Consider the following 19,280-nt stretch of genomic DNA (forward strand, 5'->3'; position numbering starts at 1 on the left):
GCAGGTGCGTGGCCGATTTATCAGAAGCCAAAAAAAGCTGCACTGCATCCTTATTAAAAATGTCTGGCGTAAACTCGTTGTTGAAGGGGCGGCCCCGATAGCTGTAATTCAGTACGATTTCCAGGGCTTCCAGAATAGTACTTTTACCGGCGTTGTTATCACCTACAAAGATATTTACGTCATCGTTGAATTCAAAATGTTCATCTTTGAATTTCTTGAAATTGGTAAGCTTAATCGATTTAACCCGCACTCTAAGTCCCTCAAGATACTGTCAAATGATACCCCTTAAAGACATTAACTCACCGATATACCTGTGTCCACATGCAGGCTCGTTGTCCCCTTATATCCTGCAGGCACTGAAGTGGTCGACATAAATAGGCCAAGATATGAGAGCTGTTCTTGGACAACTTAAAGTCTGCTTCACTAATCAGACAGGCTGACTGAGCTGAAGGTTTGCTGTGAACGAAAAGCGGATGTTGGCATGACTATCGAAATCGTGGCGATTCATACTGTCTTCATCCGGGGTGAGTTCAACATGAGAGCGAAACTGCAGATATTTGATTTGCAGATCACATGAATACATAAGCTGAAAGTGTATCTTCTATCATTGCCTTACAACGAGAGAAAACGACAAGTCAAAAAGGATTCATGATGCTCAGCAACGAGTTTTTGCGCTTTTTCCAAACTTTAGACACAGCAGATGTACCCGCCGATGTCAGAAAAATGGCGAACCTAGTGTGGGATAATATGGATAGTATTATCCCGTTAGGTACCGCGCAGGGACAGCGGATTAGGCGTATCGTTGAGCTGGCGCAGCCCGCTTGGGATACCCTCAGTCTGGAAGTCCAGCCACTGCCTGAGCAGGACTCCGAACGCGTCTCCACGTTCAGTCGGCTAAGAAGGCTGTCCGTTGGACCGTTCAGAGGATTTGCCAGACAGGAGGAATTTGATCTGGATTCGCGTCTGGTGCTGATTTATGGGCCCAATGGTACCGGGAAGTCCAGTTTTTGCGAAGCACTTGAATATACGTTACTGGGCAGCGTTGCTGAGGCTGAAAGTAAACGCTTTCGTAATCAAACCGACTATTTTAGAAACGCATACGTCAATCAGTTTTCTGCGCCTGTGATTACTGGTGTTGGAGCTCAAGGGCAGGATGTGGCGATTGAGGATAACGAAGCACAGCACCGCTTTTGCTTTGTTGAAAAAAACCGCATCGACAATTTTTCAAGAATTGCGGCGCTGGCCCCGGCAAGGCAGACCGAACTAATCTCAACGTTATTCGGGCTGGATGCATTCAATGATTTTGTCCGAAATTTTACTGCGGAGATTGATGCCAGATACATCGATCTTACAGGCGTAAAAGCCGCTCAACTGGCAGAAAAACGCCGCACACTCGAGGGGGCTATCCAGCAACTGGAAGCGGGTAAGGCGGATCTTGAAGGACTGGCTTCTGAGGAACAGACGCTGGCTTCTGGCTACCGCGATGGCCTTTCTTTTCAACAGATGATGATTGAATTAAAAGGGGATGAGCAAAATATCGGGGCCATACGGCAGCTTGAGACAGAGTTACAGACACCTCTTCCGAACAAGAGTCACCTGACCTGTGCGATTTTGAAGGACTTAAGTAGCTCTGTTGAAACTGTATTGGCGGATCTGTATGGCAAACAGAAGCAACTGGCAGAAGCGAGTCTGCAGGTTTCGTTTAAAAGTTTATTCGAGGCAGTCGTCCAGTTACAGAGCACCAGCCCAGAACAATGCCCTGCATGCCATACCCCACTCCAGCAAGTCACAAAAAACCCCTACAGTCATGCAAGTGAGGAATTGCTGAAGCTTGAGTTTTTGTCAGCTTTACAGGGTGAAATAGCTCAGTTGGAACAATTAATCAGCCAGCAGATGTACCGCGTCTCGCAAGTTGTCGGCACCTGTTGCCAGTTTCTTCCTCATGAAAATGTTCTCGAAAGATTCCGGGAAGACAATGGCATCGCTTTGTGGCGTGATCTGCATCAACCAGCAGGCGATGGTATTACTCCCTGGTCTCTTCTGGAGAAACAGGTGTTGCAGTTGGAAGAAGAAGATAAAAAAGCAGAAGCAGCTACTAAATTGCGGGAATCTCGGCAGCGCGATCTTATGGGGCTGCGTGAGTCAGAACGCCAGATAACAATATTACAGACAAGAAGAAGTGCGACAGAAAGGACCATCGCGGCATCTCAGTTGTTGATTGGTAACTTTGATACGGAAAACAGGCAACTTATTGAAGAAGTTGCACTTGAGGAATCCGTTGTAAGAAAAAACAGAGAAATCTCAGGAGCCTATGCCCGGTTCGTATTGCAGTTGAACGCCTATAAAGAGGGTTTGCCTCAGCAGTTGGTTGCGAATCTCGGAGACGGCATTGTTACTCTGTACAATGCATTCAACCGTAATGACCCACCAAGAGAAAAGCTCGCTGGTATCAAACTCCCCCTGATGCAGAATCAGCGACTGGAGGTGGCATTCCAGAACAATCCAGCGCAATATTTTGATGCCCTGCATGTGCTCAGTGAGGGGCATGTACGCTGCCTAGGGTTGGCTATTTTGTTGGCAAAAAACATCAGTGAGCAATGCCCACTTTTGATATTTGATGATCCGGTCAATGCTATCGATGACGATCACAGAGAATCCATTCGAAGAACGCTGTTTGAAGACGCCTTCTTTACAGATAAGCAAATCATCCTGGCCTGCCACGGAGAAGAGTTCTTCAAAGACATACAGAATTTATTGCCAGCGCCAGTGGCTGCACAGTCCAGAACTTTCAGCTTCCTACCGCGTCTGGACGAATTGCATATCCGCGTGGATTTTAACTGTGCACCCAGGAACTATATTCTTTCTGCGCGAAGCCATTATGGACGTAATGAAATCAGGGAAGCGCTGACTAAATGCAGGCAGTCACTTGAATCTCTGATGAAGGGGAAAGTCTGGCGTTATGTAAACAAGCACGGTAACGGTAACCTCAGTCTTAAACTGAGGTCAGCAACTGCACCTATTGAGTTGCGTAATCTCTCAGATCAATTGAAAAAACAAATTGGTCGGGCCGATTTTAATGACCCAAATAAAAATGCTGTGTTTTCTCCTATCGATGTTTTAACCGGCTTTAGCGGAGAATCACGTGAATGGCGATACCTCAATAAAGGTACACATGATGAAAACGACAGGGCAGAATTTGACAGGGCAACTGTAGAAACCATGATAGGTGCGATCGAGGCGCTCGATCAGGCCGTGGCTTAAGATTAGTATTAAATCCCTCGTGTGATGTGGTTCTGTAGAGGTATATGAAGTGGTCGATAAAAGCTGGCCACTTTCAAACCTCGATAGTTCCGCTTCTGGCACACAGCGGCCAGATTAAACCTGTCGACTATGAGCACAAAATTATCCATCGCCCTGAGCGCACACAAAGCACCCGCTCCCTTTTCCCCACGATCTAACCTATTCGCAGTTCATAGCAGCGATGCCGCACCAAAAACTTCCCGTTCGAGGATGAGCGGAGATCTGAAAGAAGCTCCGATGGCAATTAACCCCTTGGTCAATAAGGAAAGTAGCAAGGTCTGCAATGAATGTTGCCAGTCCTTGAAAAGCTGAGCAGCAGCGCTGAATCGTGGTGATAAGCGGTTACAAGTAGTTAGTCACAAATCCTATACACATATCTATACATTTTTTAAGCGAATTTGAGAAATTCTACGCGGCCTTAGATGGATAGTGACATTTATAATCCATTGTTTTTATAGATATAAATAGACGGGATTGAAACTCTATGGAAGATATTTGGCGGAAGATCACAGGAGTCGAACCTGCCCAGGACCGCTGGCGGCCCCAACTGGATTTGAAGTCCAGCCGCCCCACCGGGGACGAAGATCTTCCTCTGCAAATCACAAGCAAGGGGCGATTATAGCGCGAATCCCACATCACGCTAAGGGGGAATTCATATTTCCGCGATCACCCTCTTACACTTCGCCTCAGCTACCACGGCTGGCCTTTTTATCTGCTAACCTAACTTAGTCTGGGGTATTTACCCGTCCATTGCTGGAGATGCTATGACCAAGAAAGTTGCCGTCCTGCTAAGCGAAGGATTTGAAGAGGCTGAGGCGGTTATCGTGATCGACGTGTTACGCCGTATGGATATCGAAGTGGAACTGCTGTCCTGTCAGGATCGGCTGGAGCTCCGCAGCTACCACCAGATGCGTATGTTCGCTGATGCGCTGCTAGAACGCCGCAAAAGCCAACTGTACGACGCCGTGGTGATCCCCGGTGGGCCCAAAGCAACCATCGAAATGGCAGAAAATGCCTTGGCTGTGGAGTTTATCCGCCGTCATGACCAGTCTGCCAAATTGATCTGCCCATTGAGCTCTGCCGCTGCGCTGGTGCTGGCCGCCAACGGGATGCTGAGAGGCCGCCGTTATGTCTGTTCCGACGGTCTGCATCTGGAAATCGAAGATGGGACCTACGTGGCTGAAAAAGTTGTAGAAGATGGCAACTTAATCAGCGGCCAGGGTTTGGGGGCAGCGTTTGATTTTGCCTTCACCATCGGCTATCGGCTGACTGGCGACCCTGTTACCACGCAGGAGCAAGCCACACATATCTATCACGAAAACTGGCAAGTGCCACTCGCAGCGTATTAATCAATACCGCTGATAATCAGGCGCGGCACAATTGGCGCTTTCCGGTCTGGCACCGGGAACGAAAATTGTTACCGCGCTTTCTGTTTTTTATTGGGCCCAATGCCGGGTATCAACAACCATCAATAGCCCAAAAACAAAACGGGAAAACACCCATCAGCATGGCTGACCGGCATTCCCCCGCAGACTCATTTGTCACTCAAAACAACAGTGATCAAACCTCGTCCATTTTACCCAGCAAGGCACGCAGGCGCTCTTGCCATACATGCTGCTCTTCTTTTAGCTGCTGGTTTTCACGTGTTAAGGCTTCATGCTGACCCGCAGAGTGCTGAACTTCTTGAGACAGAGAACTGTTTTTCTCTTTCAGTTCTTCAATTTCCATCTGCAACAACGTGATGGTATCGATCGCCTGCTGAACTTTTACTTCCAGTTTTTCAAATACTTCAAATGACATTCTTCAGTCCTCTCATATATAGCAAGGCATAGATCTATACCTGTCGTCCATCAAGCTACAGGAAAATCGGCTCCACTTGCTCGGATTTACTTAAATTGACACCGTTACTGCCCACCTGCAGCTTGAAAAAACTCGATTATAATAAGTATCATTATCACTTCAGTGGTAGATACTTGCGCGACAAGACCACCACAATAATCGCTGTCACCACTCAAGTGGCAATAAAACCATCAGTTTGAGTGAATTTGGCTATAGAGCAGGCGTGGGTCCCGATAACACGCTTGTTTCAATAAAATCAATTGTAAGTAGCTGGCCCCTTACTGTCTATAGCCACAGTTTTTAGGCAGACCAGTCAGGACAAAACCAAGCCGTAATGGATACGCTAACGGTTAATGACCGCAGGATGAATTTATGACAACTGAAAAAAAATATATTGTTGCTCTCGATCAGGGTACCACCAGCTCACGTGCCGTGGTGCTTGATCACGATGCGAATATTGTCGCGGTCTCACAGCGTGAATTCACACAAATCTACCCCAAGGCCGGCTGGGTGGAACATGACCCAATGGAAATCTGGTCATCTCAAAGCTCAACGCTGGTTGAAGTACTGGCCAAAGCCGATATCAGCTCTGATCAAATCGCCGCTATTGGTCTCACCAACCAGCGCGAAACCACTATCGTGTGGGAAAAAGAGACCGGTAAGCCAATTTATAACGCCATTGTCTGGCAGTGCCGCCGTACTGCCGAGATCTGCGAAAAACTCAAACAGGGCGGTCTGGAAGCGTACATTCGCCAGAATACCGGCTTGGTGATTGACCCCTACTTTTCTGGGACCAAGGTCAAATGGATCCTCGACCATGTGGAAGGTGCCCGCGAACGTGCCAAGCGCGGTGAGTTGCTGTTCGGCACCGTTGATACCTGGCTGGTATGGAAGATGACCCAAGGGCAGGTGCATGTTACCGACTACACTAACGCCTCTCGCACCATGCTATTCAATATCCATACGCTGGACTGGGATGACCATATGCTTAAAGTGCTGGGTATTCCGCGAGCCATGCTGCCAAAAGTGCGTTCCTCTTCTGAAATCTTTGGCCAGACCAATATTGGGGGGAAGGGGGGAACTCGTATCCCGATTGCCGGTATTGCTGGCGACCAACAAGCGGCGCTCTATGGTCAACTCTGCGTCCACGCGGGGATGGCGAAGAATACCTATGGGACTGGCTGTTTCCTGCTGATGCATACCGGTGACAAGGCGGTGCAATCCCAACATAGCCTGCTGACCACCATCGCCTGTGGCCCACGAGGTGAGGTTAACTACGCACTGGAAGGGGCCGTTTTTGTTGGCGGAGCCTCTATTCAATGGTTGCGTGATGAAATGAAATTAATCAGCGATGCTGCCGATTCAGAATACTTCGCCACCAAGGTAGCCGACAGCAACGGTGTTTATGTGGTTCCCGCCTTTACCGGGCTCGGTGCCCCTTATTGGGACCCTTATGCACGTGGCGCTATTTTCGGCCTGACCCGTGGGGTGAACAGTAACCACATTATCCGCGCCACCCTGGAGTCTATCGCTTACCAGACCCGTGATGTGCTTGATGCCATGCAGGCCGATGCCAATACCAGTCTAAAAGCCTTACGCGTGGATGGCGGGGCGGTTGCCAATAATTTCCTGATGCAGTTCCAGGCGGATATTCTGGGAACCTGCGTTGAGCGCCCTGAAGTGCGTGAAGTTACCGCATTGGGGGCGGCGTATCTGGCGGGGCTAGCCGTTGGCTACTGGAATGACCTGGATGAAGTGAAAGGCAAAGCGGCTATTGAGAAACGATTCCACCCTGGGATTGAAACCAGCGCGCGTAACTTACTTTACCGTGGTTGGCAAAAAGCCGTTGCCCGTGCACAAGCCTGGGAAGATCACGACTGATTAATCGGTGTTATGTTGATGGTCATTCAAGTGGTCACGCTAACCGCTTGAATGGCCATCGTTACATTTGTCTCCCCCTGCTAGCGTTGCTCTGTGATAAACTTCGCCGAAATTTTCCTTCCTTTTATCCAGTAACGGGTTTGCCATGAAACGTGAATTAGCCATCGAATTTTCCCGCGTTACCGAAGCCGCCGCTCTAGCGGGTTATAAATGGCTGGGGCGCGGCGATAAAAATGCCGCCGACGGTGCTGCGGTGAACGCCATGCGTATTATGCTCAACAGAGTTGATATCGATGGCCAGATTGTGATCGGCGAAGGTGAAATTGATGAAGCGCCGATGCTGTATATCGGCGAGAAGGTCGGTACTGGATTGGGGGACGGGGTCGATATTGCTGTTGATCCTATCGAAGGGACCCGAATGACCGCCATGGGGCAGTCTAACGCATTAGCGGTATTGGCGGTGGGTGATCGGGGCTCCTTCCTGCATGCACCGGATATGTATATGGAAAAACTGGTGGTTGGTCCGCAAGCTCGGGGAGTTATCGATCTCAACCTGCCTTTAGCCACCAACCTGCACAATATCGCCAACCGTCTTGGTAAACCGCTATCAGAGCTCACCGTCATTACCTTGGCAAAGCCACGCCATGATGAGGTGATCATGCAAATGCAACAGCTTGGGGTGAAAGTGTTCGCCATTCCTGATGGGGATGTTGCAGCCTCCATCTTGACCTGTATGCCAGAAAGCGAAGTGGATGTGATGTACGGCATTGGCGGCGCACCGGAAGGGGTTATTTCTGCCGCCGTGATCCGCGCACTGGATGGCGATATGCAAGCCCGCTTGTTGGCGCGCCATCAGGTAAAAGGCGACAACGAAGAAAACCGCCGCATTGGTGAGCAGGAGTTGGCTCGTTGTCAGCAAATGGGTATCGAAGCAGGTAAAGTCTTGCTGTTGGATGATATGGCGCGCACTGATAATGTGATCTTTGCTGCCACTGGTATCACCAAAGGTGACTTGCTGGACGGTATTAGCCGCAAGGGGAATATCGCCACCACTGAAACCCTGCTGATTCGTGGTAAATCACGCACTATCCGCCGCATCCGCTCCACCCATTATCTGGACCGTAAAGACAGCTCGCTGCACCCCTTCTTGCTGTAGTTATTGAACGCTCAGCGTGAAACGATCAGCATTAAACGCTCAGCCGATGGCCCTGAATTAAATTGAACTGAAGTGGCTGGTAAAGCCACTTTGGGCTCAAGGCCGCTGAGCGTTATCCCCTCACCATCACATGCATAAATTACACTGTACGTCACAGTCTTATAAGATAGACTTTAAGTGAATCAAACCACAGGAGCATGAAAGATATGGCTGAATGGGTTAATGGCAAAGTAATAGAGGTTCAGCACTGGACGGAGACATTGTTCAGCATCACCCTCAATGCCCCAATCAACAGTTTCACTGCGGGGCAATTTGCCAAACTGGCGCTGGATGTCGATGGTGAACGGGTGCAGCGTGCTTATTCTTATGTCAACGCGCCCGACAACCCCAACCTGGAGTTCTATCTGGTCATGGTGCCGGATGGGAAACTGAGCCCGAAACTGCAACAACTGCGCCCTGGGGATGACGTGCAGGTGACCCAAGAGGCCGCCGGGTTCTTTGTACTGGAAGAAGTCCCCACCTGTGACACCTTATGGATGCTGGCAACCGGCACCGCGATTGGCCCTTATTTGTCGATCCTGCGGGAAGGGAAGGACCTGGAGCGGTTTAATAACCTGGTACTGATCCATGCGGCCCGCAGGGCCAGTGACCTCAGTTACCTGCCGTTAATGCAGCAACTTCAGCAGCACTATAATGGCAAACTGCGCATTCAAACCGTGGTCAGCCGTGAAGACGTTGCCGGTTCTCTGTGTGGGCGCATCCCGGCACTGTTGGAAAACGGTCAGTTAGAAGCGGCTGTCGGCCTAACCATTGATGCCGAAACCAGCCATGTGATGCTGTGTGGCAACCCGCAAATGGTCAGAGATACCCAGCAAACGCTAAAAGATCACCGCCAGATGCGCAAACATCTACGGCGCAAGCCTGGGCATATTACCAGCGAGCACTATTGGTAACTTATACCCATCGTCAATGAAGCTGCAGCGGTGTTGGCTGTTCTCGTTCACCCGAATCACTTACCTATGTAAGCTCATCGGGATTCGCTCGTTTGCCGCCTACCTGCAGTTTGATTGAGCTTGAGTCTAGCGGAATTTTACCGGTTCGGCCTCAGGGCCAAACCGGTTGTCCCCTTCGGTACCCACAAAGGTCCCCAGGTCGATCAACATCATCACCGTAATCAGTGTCGGAATAAAACGCCCCACTCCCCACTGCCAAATCGGTGCCAGCATCTGCCAATTACCCATCGCCAGCAGCCAGGCCAACACCAGCAACAAGGCCCACCAACCCTTTTTATTGCGGTCATGCAGGCGTTTGACCAGCACCGCCGCCGTCGGCCATAGCAGTGCGACGATAAAGAAAGCGATGGTTTGGATCGCCACCACTTGGTAGTTGGCCAGCGAGAAGGCGGCGGCCATCAACACCAGCCAAACCCCCATCCACAACCAGAAATCTCGCCGCCCAATACGGCCATTAAATGAAAAACACCACTGTTGTAACGTCATTGAATCATGCTCTCTTGAGCTGCCGATAGTCTGCCGCGCAGTGTAGCATAGGCAATTTCCCCCTGCAGAACAGCAACCCAAGTGGTGATTTTCCATCCGCAAACATTCATCTTGCCGCTTGAAAGACGATGGATATATGGTTTTAATCAGTGTCACCTTGGTCATTAGTGCGACACACCATGCTGAAAAAGTTCATCATCATTATTTGCCTGTTCTTGGGGATCAGCCATGCTTGGGGGGCACCGCAAAATGCCGCGCCCTCGGAACCGCAGAGCGCCCCCTATCTGCAGGCGGGGGCGCCAACCTTTGATGTGACGGTGGTTCGGTTCCGCGAAAAATACAACCGTGACAACCCAAAGCTGCCCCTCAGTGAATTTCGGGTTATTGCCTCCAAAAAGGATTCCCCTTTACTCACCCGTGCCGCCAGTAAGATTAATGAAAACCTCTACGCCTCTACGGCGCTGGAAAAGGGCACCGGTAAAATCAAGACCATCCAAATCACTCATTTGCTATTACAAGGCAATGAAGAAAAAGCCGCTCGGGCCATTGCCATTAACTACATGGCTGCGCTGATGCGCCAGTTTGAAACCGCGCTGACAGTGGGGGAAAGCATCGTCAAAGTGAACAACTTGCTGGAAAAGGGTAAAGGGTCGTACTTTTATCAGCAACAGGTTGGGGCAATTCGCTACGTGGTCGCTGATGATGGCGATAAAGGGATTACTTTCGCTGTTGAACCGATTAAGCTGAGGTTATCTGAGGCCGATGTACCCCATTAATGCATTCGTCGTCATGGAAATTGCAAAGGTGTTGACTAGCCTCATGCCATTTGTATGACGACAAGTATATACTGCTGCACAGGTAAACTGCCTGCCCGGCAGTTGTTTTTAGACTTTAGCGTCCCCTTCTTGGAGAAATACACATGCGTCATCCATTAGTTATGGGTAACTGGAAGCTTAACGGCAGCGTTCATATGGTTAACGAACTGATCGCCGCCCTGCGTAAAGAATTGAGCAGTGTTGAGGGTTGTGATGTCGCTATTGCGCCACCAGTTATGTATCTGGATCTGGCCAAGCACGCGCTGGGCGGTAGCCGTATCGCTTTAGGTGCACAAAACGTTGATATCAACCTCTCCGGCGCGTTCACTGGCGAAGTTTCTGCCAACATGTTGAAGGATGTTGGTGCACAATACATCATCATCGGTCACTCAGAGCGTCGTACTTATCACAAAGAAACAGATGCGCAGATCGCTGAGAAATTTGCCGTGCTCAAAGCTGCGGGTTTGATCCCAGTGCTGTGCATCGGTGAAACCGAAGCCGAAAACGAAGCGGGTAAAACCGAAGAAGTGTGTGCTCGCCAAATCGATGCGGTGTTAAAAACCCAAGGTGCAGAAGCGTTTAAAGGCACTGTTATCGCTTATGAACCTGTGTGGGCGATCGGCACCGGCAAATCTGCAACGCCTGCGCAAGCTCAGGCAGTACATAAATTTATCCGTGACCACATCGCCAAGCAAGATGCGGCGGTGGCTGCTGAAGTGATTATTCAGTACGGTGGTTCGGTCAATGATAAAAATGCCGCAGAATTGTTTGGTCAACCAGACATCGACGGCGCGCTGGTGGGTGGTGCATCACTGAAAGCAGACGCTTTCGCCGTGATCGTTAAAGCCGCTGCCGCAGCGAAAAAAGCCTGATTTCCTTCAGTATGAATAACCCCGGTTTGCCGGGGTTATTGCGGAAACCCACCCTCAGCGTTTGCTGATTTCATCAAATATGCCACCTGTGGCAAAGTGTACTTTCTGCGCCTCTGCCCAACCGCCAAACGTGTCATCTATGGTGAACAATTTCAGCGTCGGAAACTGTTGCACGAATTTTTCAGCTACCTCAGTATTTCGAGGGCGATAGTAATTTTTTGCCGCAATGGTCTGCCCTTGCGTTGAATAGAGGTAGGTCAGGTAAGCCGTGGCAAAATCACGCGAGCCACGTTTATCCACTACCCGATCCACCACCGATACCGTAGGCTCTGCCAGAATCGATTCGCTGGGGGTAATCACCTCAAACTTGTCTTTACCCAACTCTTTGGCTGCCATCAGGGCTTCATTTTCCCAAGCGATCAGCACATCACCCATATTGCGCTCAACAAAGGTGTTGGTGGCTCCACGGGCGCCAGCATCCAAGACTTCTACATTGCGGTACAGTTGTTTCACGAATTCCTGCGCCTTGGCGGTATCCCCGTGATTATGATGCAGGGCATAGCCCCAAGCCGCCAGATAATTCCAACGAGCACCCCCAGAGGTTTTAGGGTTCGGGGTAATAATCGCCACCCCAGGTTTAACCAGATCCCCCCAATCCTGGATCTGTTTTGGGTTGCCCTTACGGACCAGGAAGACAATGGTCGAAGTATAAGGGGCCGAGTTATCTGGCAGCCGTTTGATCCACGCCTTATCAATATGACCGCGTTCAGCAATGGCATCTACATCATAAGCCAACGCCAGGGTGACCACATCCGCGTCAATACCATTGATCACCGAGGTAGCCTGCTTGCCTGAGCCCCCGTGTGATTGGCGTACCTTGACTTTGTCTCCTGTCTTCTGCTGCCAATATTGAGCAAATGCAGCGTTATATTCCTGATAGAACTCACGTGTTGGATCATATGAAATATTCAGTAGTTGAATATCTTTAGCCATGGCACCCGATGCCAGTAGCAATATAATCAGCCCCCACTTATGCATTGCTCATTTCTCCGCAAGAAAATGACTCACCTCAGCAGGTAAACCGTCATCCCAAATCATGGGATAAATCGGTTCCTACTACCTGATTCAATCTGGATATACCTTCTTCGCCATTCAAGCGGTAACTTGAATTGCCCTGGGTATAGAGCCTGCCAGAAAACATTCTTACCATTAAAGAATAAAAAACGTCCTACTAGACCATTCTGGAATATATCAATCAGGAAGGGGGGTCTGCTGCCGGAGATGGGGCGGTATATATTCGTCATGCCTGAAGTAACTTGAAAAGAAAAAAGCCCCAAAACTGGGGCTTTTTGACAGCAATTCGCTTGAGGAGGGATCAATAAAGTTTCTTTGCCGTTTCCAGCCAATCGCCCTTGAATGGACGTTTCATGTTTTCGATCGCATCCACGATATCATGGTGTACCATTTTCTCGTTCTGGATACCGACACAGCGACCACCATAGCCTTGTACCAGTAAATCGATGGCATACGCCCCCATGCGCGAAGCCAGGATACGGTCATAAGCGACCGGTGAACCACCACGTTGAATATGGCCCAGCACAGTGGCTCGGGTTTCACGCTGGGTTTTCTCCTCGATATGACGCGCCAGCTCATCAATATCACAGACGTGTTCAGTGATCGCCACAATGGCGTGTTTCTTACCTTTGTCGATACCGGCTTGAATTTCATCAACCAAATCATCACGGTTGAATTCGGTTTCTGGCAACACGATAAACTCACAGCCGCCCGCAATCGCTGCAGCCAGGGTCAGGTCGCCACAGTAACGACCCATCACTTCCACAATGGAAATACGCTGGTGGGATGAAGAGGTATCCCGCAGGCGGTCAATCGCTTCCACCACGGTTTCCAATGCGGTGAAGTAACCAATGGTATAGTCAGTCCCAGCCACGTCATTATCGATAGTTCCTGGCAGGCCAATACAAGGGAACCCCTCTTCTGTCAGGCGTTTTGCCCCCATATAGGAACCGTCACCACCAATAACCACCAGGGCATCAATACCGTGCTTTCTCAGGTTTTCGATCGCCTTGGCACGTACGTTATCATCTCTGAATTCCGGGAAACGTGCCGAACCTAGAAAGGTACCGCCACGGTTAATCATGTCGGACACGCTGAAGCGGTCTAGTTGTTCCATACGGTCTTCGTACAAACCAAGGTAGCCATCGTAAATACCGAATACTTCCAGACCTTCTGACAACGCAGCACGCACCACGCCACGGATGGCCGCATTCATACCTGGGGCATCGCCGCCACTTGTCAGTACACCGATTTTTTTGATCATGACTACCTCTGAACTGATTAATGCAATTTTTTAAGGATTCTGTCTTCGCCAGCTACCCTGGTACTCGTCACTGACGAAAAAACCCGGTTTACGGCTTTTATTGCTCGATTTTATAGCAAAAACACCTAGCTGAATTGATTCAGGTCACACAATATCAAGGTAAGAGTCTTATGTGATAGCCTGGGATAGATCAATATTACGCAATTCACAACAGCTTGACTAATAGATAAAGCTAATAGCCCAGTAGAGCATTAGGTAAGACTCAGATAGCTTGATTATAGTTCCCACTTGCCTTGTTGGCCTGGTGGTACGACAGACCAAGGATCCATGTGGATAATCACATCCGCCCCCGGGAAACGCTGCAATAGCGCCTGCTCAATCTCTTCGACAATGTTGTGTGCCTGTACCAACGGCAAGTTATCGTCCATTTCCAGATGTAATTGAATAAAGCGTGTGGGCCCAGATTGCCGAGTCCGCAGGTCGTGCGCACCCGTGACGCCAGGGCGGGAAGAGACCACATCAATAATTGCCTGGTGCTCATCCTCTGGCAAGGCGCGGTCCAGCAACGATTGTACTGCCTCATAGGCCATACGTAGTGCGCTATAAAGAATATAAACCCCAATGCCTAGAGCAAACAGAGCATCTGCCCGGTGGAATCCGTACCAACTGAGCCCCAGAGCCACCAGAATGGCACTGTTCATCAAAACATCTGACTGATAGTGCAACATATCGGCACGTATCGCCTGGCTACGGGTTTTTCTCACCACCCAACGTTGATAAGACACCAGAACCAGGGTGCTCACCAGGGCAATTACCGTAACAATCACACCGATGCCCGGAGAATTAAGCGGTTGTGGGGCATACAGATGCTGAAAACCGGTAAGAAACAGAAACAGGGCAGAACCAGAGATGAACATGCTTTGCGCCAGCGCCGCCAGCGACTCCGCTTTACCATGACCGAAAGCATGTTTGGCATCCGCCGGTTGCAGGGAATAACGCACCACCAGTAGGTTGGTCACTGAAGCGGCAATGTCAACCAATGAGTCTACCAAGGCCGCCAGCAAGCTCACTGAGCCAGTGAGATACCAGGCCAATATTTTTATTAACAGCAAAACAGATGCAACCGTGGTAGCAGCTAAAGCAGCAGACTGCACCAGACGCGCATATTGCTTTTCCATAAAAAATCCCGAAAAAATTTAATGTGCTCAGTATAACGAAAGTTCAGGCAAAAAGGGGCCTGTCGTTCAGGCGAGTTCGGTGACTTTGTTATTGGTTCAGCGCTCAAGGCGGGTCACCATAAGGCCCGTTTGATTTTGATGACGCCTCTTTCTTCAGTGGTGTTCAGTATTAACTGGTCGTGCTGCCACCCTTGTGAGCCGATGACGGTACCCCTGCCAGCGAAGTAACCAGCCTCAGCAATGTTTCTAAGGTTAAGTGGGGATGAAGTGACGGACGTTGTGGTTGATTACTAATGGATAAAAAATAGGCATTTAGTACCTTATTGCGTGATTGGGGAGGAAAACGGATTGACAAGTGACCAGTGATTTACAACAATGTTTAGGAATTTTCTTAGAAGATTTCCCTGGTGTTGGCCAATTTGGCATCTGATCCTTTAATCGGGATCAGTTTTTTTTGGGTATTTTTAATGTCTCGTTCTTTTCGCCAGCAGGCTTAGCACCCTATTTCAGGGGCTTCCTCCATACAGTAACGCGACTCTCTACTTCTCCTGTTCGCTCTGGGCGTTGGTGAGTGGCAATAAAATGGGCCCATTACTGAGCCCAAGATTAATAATATCGTCAAACTGTTGAATGCAAATAGTCAGTCAAGCTGCAATGGTCTATTCATCAGCTTATATCGGTATAAAAGCACGGTGACAACATAGTAAAACAGACTGGCTGCAACTAACGAGTTGATGGCAGGAACCCCCACAGTAATGACAAACCCGATAGTAGCCCCGAATACACATCCGAGGATACCGGGCCAGACGATATTAGGGGTATTCTTCTGATCAGGTAGCGTTTCTGTAATGCGAGAATTGTCCAACACTTGTTTATAGGTTCGTACAAAATAGAATTCAACCAGCATAATGCCGACAATTGGGGGGAATAGAATGCCCAACAGTTCCAGGAAGTCAATGAACCGATCCAGAATACCCATAATGGACAAGGTTGTTCCAACCGCGCCAATACACAATGTGGTGATGGCATAGTGAAGTTTAATGCCAAACAGGCATTCAACCGCATTTACCAACCCCAGGGAAGACGAGTAAAGGTTAAGGTCATTAACACGCAGGGTTGAGAAAATTACAATTAATAAACCTACTCCGCCTGCCGCCGTGGACATAATAGTTACCACATCCGCAGAATTAATGCTGCGCGCCAGGGTAATCGCCAACCCATTAACAATAAACTCACCCACAATGATGGTGATAAGCGATACACCCATCACTTGCTTTTTACTGCTGAGATAACGTGTGATATCCGGCGTTATCAGGGCTGCCAATATGTATGAACCAATGATAATGGTGATGGCGGAGCTGATGCTAATCACTTCACCGCTTGGCTGGGCTTGTATCAATGCCGGAATATCATGCCCTGAAAGAGTGATAAATGAGAGATAACAAATGGCGGCGAGAAACAGTGGGATGGCAAATTTCGCTATCCACCGCAGGGCTTTAAATCCAATAGAAACCAACAGAGTTAATAAGATACCGGCGATGGCCGCCGAAACTTTAAAACCAAGATGCCCACCGAAGGCAAAATCCAGCGACTTGCCAAATATCGCGGTTTGAATGCCAAACCAACCCATTAAACTGATGGCGATAACGAGACCTATTAGTGCAGAGCCAATACGACCAAAGCCATACCATCTTGCCAACAAACTACAGGACATGCCCTCTTGCATACCGGCAACGCCCATACCATAGGTCAGAACACCGCAGATGATACTGGCAATCAAAATCGCGGTATAGGCATCAAAAATCGACATGCCATGCCCTAACGCTGCCCCTAACATAAACTGATCCAGTGCCGTGAGCATACCAGCATGAACAAGAGCAACACCAATGAAAGGTAACCGTCCATTACGAGGGACGCGTTTTAATGCAAATTCATCTATTTCTTTAGACACTCTTTTATCCTTAAATAAAATTAACGCCTCTCACAATAAAGTCTTCTGGTATATAGCAGTCCAAGCCAATAACCAAAGCATACTCAATAAACTGATGCAGACTGGATACTTCTGCTTTTTGATATATTGAATAAATATGCCGCTCAATGGTTCTGGGGGCTATATCCAAAGCTTTGGATATTTCTTTGGCTGAATGTCGCTGTATCAAGAAAAATATGACTTTCAGCTCTGTTGGCGTAAAGGTATCAGTAGGGGCTAATGAACTAACGAACCGGGCTTTTTCATTTTTGAAATAATTCATCGGGGTTAGCAATTGGAAGGGGCGTGAAGACCAGATAGTCCCTACCACAGTATCACCACGGAAAATAGGATACTTATCACCGATAAAGACGGAAAGATGAGAGTTACCATACCACTGGCTAGTTTCTATAATCGGAACATTAGCTTCTCTCCTAATGACTACCCCATCTTGAGCCACGTATTCCTCAGCCAATTCACTCCAGTCAGCGGGTGCTTCTTCGTCAACTCTTCCTACAATGTCATAGTTTTTGGGAAGGCTTAGCATCTTTATACCAGCGGCATTGACAAAAACATTGACCGACTCAAGATCCCTGATACCCCAGGGGACATCAGTCATTTCGAGATAAGGTATGAGTTCTTCCAACGAGTTTTTAATATAATAAGACATCGGTTACCATCCCTTGGTTTAGTGTGGTTTTTCAGCATACATTAACATATCTGAAGCATAAAGGGAAACTGGAGTCTAATGATTACGTAATAAATACGTATATACAAGCCGGGTTTATAAAGTAGACTCAAAATAGGCTAACACTAGGGAAATCGATAAATATAAATAATGCGGGAGTAATATTGTTAAATATTAACTCTTGTTTGGCTAAGAAAATAGAATGGCCTTATTATACCCGGTGAGTATAGAGCTCGCTGGGTTTTTTATGTTTATACTTGTGGTACTTCGCGGTTGGCAATATTTATTAAACTATTATCTATCATCAATAAAGCGTTTTTTCATTGCCGACATGGGTGATCGTCGCGATAGGCTCGCCATAGAGCAGCACATTCAGTGTGGATACATTGTTACTCATCTGAGTCTTCATCCAAGCGATAGGCTGGAGATACTTGTTCCCCCTCATCCTGATTACCTTCGGCGCTGCGAATAATTGACTTAATGGCCAGCACAGATTTTTTGGGTGCAACAAACAGTTCCAAGTCGAGCACGCGCGCCAGAGTAATCAAACTGGATACCCTTAGGTCAACACCACCGGATTCGATTTTCGAGATATGGCTCTGCGGCACACCAGAGCGGGCGCTTAGCTCTCTTTGGCTAAATCCCTTGCGCGCACGCGCTTCTCTTAAGCTTTTCAGTATTTGCTCGGTTATATAATTCATATTTGATATGTTTTACTATATCGACAATTAATAAATATATATCAAAGCATATCAAAATAATCGCAATAGTTCAAAGTTGATTAGTTTTAATATATCAAATCTGCATATTTGATATGTTTTAATAGATAAAAAGGTATCCATCGTGTTTTCGGGGGCCGTTTGGGATTCGGAGATTTACCGCTCCTCCTCGGCCAGTTCTTCTGCTCGCTGGCGCATCACCTCTGTCAGAGTCGTTCTCTGTCTTTCCGCTGCTCTGGGGATTATCCGGGTGCTGTAGGGCTTAGATTTACACATAGGGGCTGTAGATGCTTAAGTAAATATTTCACAATAACTGATCCTTTCCTGCTGCTCATAGGGTAATGAAAGAGAGTCAAGGATGTTTAGTTCATCACCTAAGTTAATGATAATTAAATCAAGGTCACTATCAAAAACTAACTTTATACCGATAATGGCCTTTTCTGTATCAGAGTAAATCACCAAAACTTTTGACACTATCTTCCCAATATATCGGTAAAATAAGTATGTGTCTGCCATGCTCATGATCACTTCTTTACCATATTCACCAAGATCACTTTCTTGCATAGGTAATTCAGTCAATGCAAGCGTTGAACCATCTTTTCCACAGCGAAAGCTAATATCCTGATTGGTACCAGAGAAAATTAACTGTAACTGTTGAGGATGCTCCAAGTCAGGAGTTTCAAAAAAATATATCAATCCATTAACACCGTAGAATTTTTTACCGATAACAATCCGGTTCCATGCATGATATTTTTCTGGAAAATAATTCACAGTGGGACTCCCTTTAGGGTATTTATCGCGGAGCTTTTCGCGTTTCTTCCGACGACTCTGGGAAAAGCACATTGATATCTCTGGCTCCGTTTCACTTATCTGCAGGCATTGCCGATATAACTCCTCGGTAAAGTTCAGTGCCCTTAACGGATTATTCTAGGCGATATAGTCGCCGATGGCTTCGATGTCATGCTCCGCCAGTGGCGATAAATTCAGCTTCATTCGTTCTTCTTACCTTCTGCCATACTGATCTTA

General features: G+C 48.2%; 17 protein-coding genes, 1 tRNA gene and 1 pseudogene. 7 read left to right on the top strand and 12 right to left on the bottom strand.

Translation table 11 applies throughout. The annotated features are described in order from the left end of the window. Positions 1-250, bottom strand: a 250-nt coding sequence (locus tag AC2A06_RS17710; RefSeq protein WP_484381138.1) for an AAA family ATPase, incomplete at its 3' end; no start/stop codon positions are given. A gap of 401 nt (positions 251-651) precedes the next feature. Between AC2A06_RS17710 and AC2A06_RS17715 the strand changes: the two genes are divergently transcribed. Next, entirely contained in the window at positions 652-3,261 is a 2,610-nt protein-coding gene (locus tag AC2A06_RS17715; protein ID WP_484381139.1) for an AAA family ATPase, read from the top strand. A 535-nt stretch (positions 3,262-3,796) separates the two neighbouring features. Here AC2A06_RS17715 and AC2A06_RS17720 read toward each other — a convergent pair. After that, positions 3,797-3,891 (bottom strand) — tRNA-Sec (locus tag AC2A06_RS17720). Positions 3,892-4,064: 173 nt separating this feature from the next. Here AC2A06_RS17720 and AC2A06_RS17725 point away from each other — a divergent pair. Next, entirely contained in the window at positions 4,065-4,649 is a 585-nt protein-coding gene (locus tag AC2A06_RS17725; RefSeq protein ID WP_484381140.1) for a DJ-1/PfpI family protein, read from the top strand. A gap of 211 nt (positions 4,650-4,860) precedes the next feature. Here the strand turns inward: AC2A06_RS17725 and zapB are convergent, their stop codons facing one another. Further along, a complete protein-coding gene (zapB, locus tag AC2A06_RS17730; protein WP_023490694.1) occupies positions 4,861-5,100 on the bottom strand; it encodes a cell division protein ZapB in 240 nt (79 codons plus the stop codon). A gap of 411 nt (positions 5,101-5,511) precedes the next feature. Between zapB and glpK the strand changes: the two genes are divergently transcribed. The 3 genes from glpK (at position 5,512) to fpr (ending at position 9,129) form a co-directional block, all read left to right on the top strand. Further along, positions 5,512-7,020, top strand: coding sequence for a glycerol kinase GlpK (gene glpK, locus AC2A06_RS17735; protein ID WP_484381141.1), 1,509 nt, complete (start codon positions 5,512-5,514; stop codon positions 7,018-7,020). Positions 7,021-7,165: 145 nt separating this feature from the next. Beyond that, positions 7,166-8,176: a class II fructose-bisphosphatase gene (gene glpX / locus AC2A06_RS17740; protein ID WP_484381142.1), complete on the top strand. Its 1,011-nt coding sequence runs from the start codon at positions 7,166-7,168 to the stop codon at positions 8,174-8,176. Positions 8,177-8,382: 206 nt separating this feature from the next. After that, positions 8,383-9,129 (top strand): ferredoxin--NADP(+) reductase, encoded by a 747-nt coding sequence (gene fpr, locus AC2A06_RS17745; protein ID WP_023490691.1) that lies wholly within the window; start codon positions 8,383-8,385, stop codon positions 9,127-9,129. Positions 9,130-9,255: 126 nt separating this feature from the next. On the opposite strand, the gene AC2A06_RS17750 is transcribed toward fpr, so the two are convergent. Continuing rightward, positions 9,256-9,675, bottom strand: a complete 420-nt coding sequence (locus tag AC2A06_RS17750) for a DUF805 domain-containing protein (RefSeq protein ID WP_023490690.1) — start codon at positions 9,673-9,675, stop codon at positions 9,256-9,258. Between the two features lie 179 nt (positions 9,676-9,854). Between AC2A06_RS17750 and AC2A06_RS17755 the strand changes: the two genes are divergently transcribed. Further along, a complete protein-coding gene (locus AC2A06_RS17755) occupies positions 9,855-10,451 on the top strand; it encodes a DUF1454 family protein (protein ID WP_484381143.1) in 597 nt (198 codons plus the stop codon). Between the two features lie 143 nt (positions 10,452-10,594). Next, complete coding sequence (gene tpiA / locus AC2A06_RS17760) at positions 10,595-11,362, top strand: triose-phosphate isomerase (RefSeq protein ID WP_023490688.1); 768 nt, start codon at positions 10,595-10,597, stop codon at positions 11,360-11,362. A 54-nt stretch (positions 11,363-11,416) separates the two neighbouring features. On the opposite strand, the gene AC2A06_RS17765 is transcribed toward tpiA, so the two are convergent. From AC2A06_RS17765 to AC2A06_RS17800, 8 genes and pseudogenes are all read right to left on the bottom strand, one after another. Then, positions 11,417-12,400 (bottom strand): sulfate ABC transporter substrate-binding protein, encoded by a 984-nt coding sequence (locus AC2A06_RS17765; RefSeq protein WP_484381144.1) that lies wholly within the window; start codon positions 12,398-12,400, stop codon positions 11,417-11,419. A 337-nt stretch (positions 12,401-12,737) separates the two neighbouring features. Next, on the bottom strand, positions 12,738-13,700 hold the full coding sequence (gene pfkA, locus AC2A06_RS17770) for a 6-phosphofructokinase (RefSeq protein WP_484381145.1): 963 nt from the start codon (positions 13,698-13,700) through the stop codon (positions 12,738-12,740). 275 nt (positions 13,701-13,975) lie between these two features. Beyond that, entirely contained in the window at positions 13,976-14,878 is a 903-nt protein-coding gene (fieF, locus tag AC2A06_RS17775; protein ID WP_484381146.1) for a CDF family cation-efflux transporter FieF, read from the bottom strand. Positions 14,879-15,518: 640 nt separating this feature from the next. Beyond that, positions 15,519-16,829 (bottom strand): purine-cytosine permease family protein, encoded by a 1,311-nt coding sequence (locus AC2A06_RS17780; RefSeq protein ID WP_484381147.1) that lies wholly within the window; start codon positions 16,827-16,829, stop codon positions 15,519-15,521. Between the two features lie 10 nt (positions 16,830-16,839). Next, entirely contained in the window at positions 16,840-17,517 is a 678-nt protein-coding gene (locus tag AC2A06_RS17785; RefSeq protein ID WP_484381148.1) for a helix-turn-helix transcriptional regulator, read from the bottom strand. A 407-nt stretch (positions 17,518-17,924) separates the two neighbouring features. Further along, positions 17,925-18,236 (bottom strand): helix-turn-helix domain-containing protein, encoded by a 312-nt coding sequence (locus tag AC2A06_RS17790; protein WP_484381149.1) that lies wholly within the window; start codon positions 18,234-18,236, stop codon positions 17,925-17,927. A 309-nt stretch (positions 18,237-18,545) separates the two neighbouring features. Further along, positions 18,546-19,025 (bottom strand): hypothetical protein, encoded by a 480-nt coding sequence (locus AC2A06_RS17795; RefSeq protein ID WP_484381150.1) that lies wholly within the window; start codon positions 19,023-19,025, stop codon positions 18,546-18,548. Positions 19,026-19,115: 90 nt separating this feature from the next. After that, positions 19,116-19,247: pseudogene (locus AC2A06_RS17800) on the bottom strand (type II toxin-antitoxin system RelE/ParE family toxin); the annotation flags it as partial. Between the last annotated feature and the right edge of the window lie 33 nt (positions 19,248-19,280).

The sequence above is a fragment of the Serratia sp. HNCC26DJ244 genome, from assembly GCF_057180565.1.